Source organism: Streptomyces murinus (genome assembly GCF_002154555.1).
GTDB classification, from domain to species: domain Bacteria; phylum Actinomycetota; class Actinomycetes; order Streptomycetales; family Streptomycetaceae; genus Streptomyces; species Streptomyces murinus.
In genome coordinates this window covers 1-6,366 of record NZ_MUNF01000025.1, presented here as the reverse complement: position 1 = coordinate 6,366, position 6,366 = coordinate 1, and the positions used below count along the sequence as shown (strand labels likewise).

The following is a 6,366-nucleotide window of genomic DNA, read 5'->3' as shown; positions in this document are numbered from 1 at the left end:
GCCCGGCACCGGCGCCGGGCACCGGGTGGACCTGTTCGCGGTGCTGCTCTGCTTCCTGATCGCCTGGCTGCTCACCCTCGGCATCCGCAGCGCGGCCCGCTTCGAGACGATCGTGGTCGGGGTGAAGGTGCTGGTGGTGCTGCTGGTCATCGGGGTGGGCCTGTTCCATATCGACAGCGCGAACTACCACCCGTTCTTCCCCTACGGGATCAGCGGCGCCTTCACGGGTGCGGCGACGGTGTTCTTCGCGGTGTTCGGCTACGACGCGATGTCGACCGCCGCCGAGGAGTCCAAGGACGCGCAGCGGCACATGCCGAGGGCGATCATCTACTCGCTGGTGATCGCCATGGTGCTGTACGTGGCGGCCTGTCTGGTGCTGACCGGTATGCAGAACTACAAGTACATCGACAAGGAGAGCGGGTTCAGTACGGCCTTCAAGTCGGTCGGGCTCAACGCGCTCGCGGACGTGATCGCGGTGGGCGCCATCATCGGCATCCTCACGGTCATGTTCACGTTCATGCTGGGGGTCACCCGGGTCTGGTTCTCCATGTCCCGGGACGGGCTGCTGCCCCGCTGGTTCGCCAAGACGCATCCGACGCGGCATGTGCCCACCCGGGTGACCTGGATCGTCGGGGCGGCGTCCGCGCTGATCGCCGGGTTCCTGCCGATCGGGGAGGCGGCCGAGCTGACCAACATCGGGATCCTGCTGGCGTTCGTGGTGGTCTGCGTGGCGGTGATCGTGCTGCGCCGGCGGCGCCCGGACCTGCCGCGCGCCTTCCGTACGCCGTGGGTGCCGTTCGTGCCCGCGCTGGGTGTCGTCTTCTCGATCTGGCTGATCACGTTCCTCCAGTGGCAGACCTGGGTGCGGTTCGCGGTGTGGTTCGTGATCGGCTGCGTCGTCTACTTCACCTACTCCTACAAGCGTTCGGCGCTGGCCGGGCGGACCACCGACTGATCACTCCCCCATGACCAGGCCGTCCTGGGCGGCGCCCCGGCTGAGCACCACGTCCCGGATCCGGTCCCGGACCCCGGCGAGGTCGGCGCCGCCCGCGACGGCCCGGTCCACGTCGACCACGCGCCCGGCGTCGAGGTCGTACAGCTGCGGCACGAACTCGGCCCGCGTCACCCGCCAGCGCTCGCCGGTCCGCGCGGGCGGGGCGAAGGTGAAGCGGGCGAGGGTGGACTCGTTGCCTCGCGGGTCCCGGGAGCCGTTGCCGTCGTCCAGTTCGTCGGAGATCTGGTCGCCGAGGCCGTAGACCACCCAGGTGCCGTTGACCTTCTCGTACGGCTGCGGGACATGGGTGTGGGCGCCGAGGATCAGGTCGATGTCCGGACGGTGTCCGTCGGCGGCGGCGGTCAGTTCGCGGGCCAGGGCGGCCTGGTCCTCGGTGGGGGCGTCGTCGGCGCCCGCGCCCCAGTGCAGGGAGAGGACGACCACATCGGCGCCGGCCTTGCGGGCGGCGCGGGCGTCGGCGGTGATCCGGTCGGCGTCGATCGGGCGGAGCGCCCAGGGCTGCCCGCTGGGCAGCGGCTGCTCGGTGTCGAAGGTGTACGACAGCTGCGCGACCGTGGCGGAACCGGCGCGGTAGAGGGCCGGGCGCCGGGACTCGTCCGCGCTGCGGGCGGTGCCGACGTGCTTGAGGCCCGCCGCGTCCAGCGTGTCGAGGGTCCCCCGGATGCCGTCGGCGCCGTTGTCCAGGGCGTGTTCGGAGGCGGTGGCGCAGCCGTCGTAGCCGGTCATGGCGAGGTCCTGGGCGAGCTGTGGCGGGGACAGCGGGGCCGTGCCCCCGGCGCCGTCCTCCAGGTGGCACAGCGCCAGATCGGCGCCGTGGACGAGGGGTTCGACGCCCAGGAGCATGGGCCGGAAGTCGTAGCCGCCGCCGGAGGCGTCGGAGGAGGCGCGTTCGAGGACGGCGGGGTGGGTGAGGATGTCGCCGGTGGCGACGAGGGTGAAGCCGCGGCCCCCGGGCGGCCCTGCGGCTCCCCTTTGGCCGGATTCCTGGCGGGCCTGCTGGGAGCAGGCGGCCGCCGCCGTGAGGACAACGGTCAGGGCCAGGGCCACCTGGTGTCTGCGTCCGATCATCGGCTCACCCCTCGGGATCTGCGTCAGCACGTCAGTACGGCTGTCGTATTTACCGACCTTGCCGTGACGGGCATATGGGTATGAAGCCGACTCTCCGTCCAAACGGGCCGGGTCCTCTCATTGACCCATCCGGTGCCCCCACAAGGGGCCGCCGGGCGGCTGTGAAGACTCTCACGCCACGGCACCGGGACGCGTTTGTCCTCGTGTACCCCCGCGGGGCCGGTGGGACGCAAGCGGCGCGCACCCTCACCGATCCGCCCGGTACCGTGATGAAACCGGGGGTCAGGTCAAACCTTGGCAAAGCGCCTTGCTGTGGGCCCCGTTGGGGCAATGGGCTGTCCTCATCCGCGTTCCGGGCGAGGGCGGGTCCCCGGGGATCGGGCGACCCGTACGCACCGGAGGAAGGGCAGGAAGGAAATGCCGCACACAGGTCACGAGAACACCGACGGCGCGGACGGCGTCGGTGGTGAACTGGTCGTCCCCATGGCGTGGTTGTACGCCGAGTACATCGCCGACGAGCTGCTGCGCACCGGCGATCTGATGCCCCCGACGTCCTTCGAGTTCCGGGCGGGCCGGGACGCGCTGGCGCTGACCGTCTTCCTGTCCGACACCGAGGGGGAGCTGTCCGGCATCCGGGTCGTCTCCCAGCTGGAGAACTGGCTGTCGCTGACCGCCTGCGACCATCCGTGGCAGGACTGGGTCCGCACCCGGATGGCCGACCTGACCGCCCGCGCCGCCGGCTCCCCCTCCCCCGACCTGGCCCTCGCCCAGGACGCCTGGCGCTGGCTGGAAGAGACCGAACTCCTGGCCACCGACCTGGACGCGGTACCGGGCGCCGGCACCCCGGCCGACGAGGACGACGGCCCGAAGGTGTGGACCCCGGCGTGGCAACTGGGGCTGCCGCTGGGGCACTTGGCGATCCATCTGTTCTGAGGCGGGCCCGTGCGACCACTCCGAGGGCCACGCGGACCGGCGCTCGGTGGGGGGCCGGGTCCGACCGGCCCGAGGGCGGTCCTCGCCGGGTGCGCGGGCAGCCGATTGCGGGCCCCGGAGGCGGGCGCCTCGGCCGTGATCGCCTGCCTCGGTGGGCCACGCCGACCGTCGGGCGCGGGCCTGGCACCGCCGTTCGCATCACCGGGCCGCGGCCGCGAGCGCCGCGGAGACAGGAGCCGCGGAGACAGGAGGCGCGGAGACAGGAGGCGAGGCCGGGCCGTGTCGCGAGGCCCATCGGTGTCGTCGTCTGTCGCGCTGTCGGTTCGGCCCGAGGGCACCCGCGCGCCCCTGGGCCACCGCCCGGCCCCTCACTTCAGCAGGCGGGACAGTCTTCGGTCCGCCAGGGGTTTGCCGCCCGTCTGGCAGGTGGGGCAGTACTGGAGGGAGGAGTCGCTGAAGGAGACCTCGCGGATGGTGTCGCCGCAGACCGGGCAGGGTTCGCCGGTGCGGCCGTGGACACGCAGGCCGCTCTTCTTCTCGGACTTCAGCCGGCCCGCGGCCACGCCCCGGGAGCGTTCGACCGCCTGGGTCAGCGTGCCGCGCAGCGCGTCGTAGAGGTGGTGGGTCTCCTCCGGGGTGAGGGAGGCGGCGAGTTTGAAGGGGGACATCTTCGCGGCGTGCAGGATCTCGTCGCTGTACGCGTTGCCGACCCCCGCGATCAGGGACTGGTCCCGCAGGGCCCCCTTGAGCTGCCGTCTCTCGCCCGTGAGGAGGGCCGCGAAGCGGGCCTCGTCGAAGTCGGCGGCCAATGGGTCGGGGCCGAGGCGGGCGATCCCCGGCACCTGCGCCGGATCGCGGACCACGTACACCGCGAGCCGCTTTTGCGTGCCGGCCTCGGTGAGGTCGAAGCCCTCGCCGGTCTCCAGCGCCACCCGCAGCGCGAGCGGGCCCTTGCCCGGCTTGGGCGGTCCGTCCGGCAGCCGGTCCCGCCACTGGAGCCAGCCGGCCCGGGCCAGATGCGTCACCAGGTGCAGCCCGCTGTCCGCCACGAGGTCCAGGAACTTGCCGTGCCGGCGCACCTCGGTCACCCGGGCGCCCTCCAGGGCGGTGACGGGCGGGTCGTACGTCTTCAGCACGCTGACGGCGACCGGCAGCACCCGAGCCACCCGGGCGCCGACCAGGTGCTCGGTGAGGAAATCCGTCAGCGCTTCCACCTCGGGCAGTTCCGGCATACGTCCAGAGTGCCACCCACCACCGACAACGCCCCCCGGCCCACCCGGTCGGCCCGCACCCTCTCGGCGGTCCCCCGTTCAGCCGTCGTCCAGCCGGAACTCGCACCACACCGCCTTGCCGCTGCCCCGCGCCTCCACGCCCCAGTCGTCGGCCAGCATGTCCACCAGCAGCAGCCCACGCCCGGACACGCCCTCCTCGCCCGCGTCCCGGCGCCGGGGCAGGGCGCTGGAGGAGTCCTCCACCTCGATCCGCAGCCGGTGCCCGGCGCCGACGAGGGATCGCAGGGTGACAATCGCCGCGCCCTCGGTGTGCACCAGGACATTGGTCATCAGCTCGTCCGCGGCCAGCTCGATCTCGTCCGCCCGCTCACCCGCGCCCCATGCCCGCACCGCCGATCTGATCATGTGCCGGGCCTGGGTGAGGGCCTCCGGGTCGCCGGGCGCCACATGCTGCTGGAGCCGGCCGCAGGCCCGCGCGGTCTCCGGCTCCCGGCGGCGCAGCAGAAGCAGGGCCACGTCGTCCTCGCCGCCGCGCTCCTCGGCCAGCTGGATCAGCCGGTCGGCGAGGTCGTCCACGTCCTCGGGCCCGGCGCAGACCTGCTCCGCCAGGCCCCGCATGCCGTCGTCCAGGTCGGCGCCGGGCTGTTCGACCAGCCCGTCGGTGCACAGCAACAGGGTCTCTCCCGGGTCGAGTTCGAGGGTGGAGACGGGATACTCCAGGCCGCCGAACTCCGCCGAGAGCCCGAGCGGCAGCCCGCCCTCCACCTGGACCCGCCGGCATCCGCCGGGCCCGCGGGTCAGCGGGTCGATGTGCCCGGCGCGCACCATCTGCACCACCCCCGTGGACAGGTCGGCCTCCGCGTACAGGCAGGTGGCGAAGCGGTCGGTGTCGAGCTCGTGCAGGAAGACGGAGGCGCGGGCCATCACGGCGGCCGGGGTGTGCCCCTCGGCGGCGTAGGCGCGCAGCACGATGCGCAGCTGGCCCATGACGGCCGCCGCGTGGGTGTCATGGCCCTGGACGTCGCCGATGACCGCGCCGACCCGGCCGCCGGGCAGCGGGATCACGTCGTACCAGTCGCCGCCGATGTCCCGGCCGAGCGCGGCCGAACGGTAGCGCACGGCGATGTCGGCGCCCGGCACGTTCGGGATGGTGCGCGGCAGCATGGCCTGCTGGAGGCCCTGGGCCAGGTCCTTCTGCTGCTCGTAGAACATGGCCCGCTGAAGGCTCTGCGCGATGCTGCTGCCGAGCGCGACGAGGACACCGCGCTCCTCGTCGGAGAAGCCGCGCCGGTCGCTGTAGAGCAGGCCCATCGCGCCGATCGGGCGGCCCTGGGCGATCAATGGCAGATAGGCGGCCGAGGCGATGTCCAGATGGGTGATCTGCGGCCACAGGAGCGGGTACTCCTCGGCGAACTCCTCCGGGGTCTCGACGAACCGGGGGCTCAGGGTGCGCACGACCTCGCTCATGGGGTACGGCTCGTCGATCCGGTTCACCTGGGTGGCGGGTACGAAGCTGCCGGGCGGCGCCTCCGCGACGAGCCGGATCCGCCCGGCCTCCACCAGGGCCATCACAAAGCTGGCCGCGCCCAGGCGGCGGATGCCGTGGGTGTCCTTGAGCACGTCGATGACGTCCTGCACGGTACGGGCGTGCGCGAGGGCCGCGGAGACGACCTGGACGATGTTGGTCTGCTGGCGGAAGGCGAGTTCCTGCGCCGCGCGCATGCTGCGGGACGTGCTGTCGGCCAGTTCCTCGGTGGCGTCCCGCACGATGCCGACGACCCGGCGGGGCCGCCCGGAGTCGTCGCGGCGGATATAGCCCTGGGTGTGGGTCCAGCGCGGGGTGCCGTCGCGGCAGCGGATGCGGAAGTAGGCGCCGTAGTTCTCGCCGCCCTCCTTGATGACCTGGGCGATGAGGGCGTCGAGCCGGGCCGCCTCGGGCTGCGGCACCCGCAGGACCAGGGATCCGGGGCGTCCGTCGAACTCCTCGGGCAGCAGGTCGAAGACCTCGTGCGCCTCGGCGTCCATGTGGAACAGGCCCTTGTCCAGGTCCCAGTCGAAGGTGCCCATGTGGTTGAGCGCCAGAATCGGGTCCGGGTGGGCGGGCCAGTCCTCCGGGAG

The 6,366-nt window shown here is 72.6% G+C and carries 5 protein-coding genes; 2 read left to right on the top strand and 3 right to left on the bottom strand.

Going from position 1 to position 6,366, the window contains the following annotated elements:
* Window positions 1–955 (top strand): APC family permease (locus CCN72_RS02120; protein WP_086806087.1); only part of this gene is annotated, 955 nt, incomplete at its 5' end.
* Here the strand turns inward: CCN72_RS02120 and CCN72_RS02115 are convergent.
* Entirely contained in the window at window positions 956–2,083 is a 1,128-nt protein-coding gene (locus CCN72_RS02115; protein ID WP_086806085.1) for a CapA family protein, read from the bottom strand.
* 417 nt (window positions 2,084–2,500) lie between these two features.
* Between CCN72_RS02115 and CCN72_RS02110 the strand changes: the two genes are divergently transcribed.
* A complete protein-coding gene (locus CCN72_RS02110; protein WP_086806084.1) occupies window positions 2,501–3,016 on the top strand; it encodes a hypothetical protein in 516 nt (171 codons plus the stop codon).
* 368 nt (window positions 3,017–3,384) lie between these two features.
* Here the strand turns inward: CCN72_RS02110 and CCN72_RS02105 are convergent, their stop codons facing one another.
* Window positions 3,385–4,248, bottom strand: coding sequence for an Fpg/Nei family DNA glycosylase (locus tag CCN72_RS02105; RefSeq protein WP_086806083.1), 864 nt, complete (start codon window positions 4,246–4,248; stop codon window positions 3,385–3,387).
* 78 nt (window positions 4,249–4,326) lie between these two features.
* Window positions 4,327–6,366: SpoIIE family protein phosphatase (locus CCN72_RS02100; RefSeq protein WP_107430049.1), on the bottom strand; the 2,040-nt coding region annotated here is incomplete at its 5' end.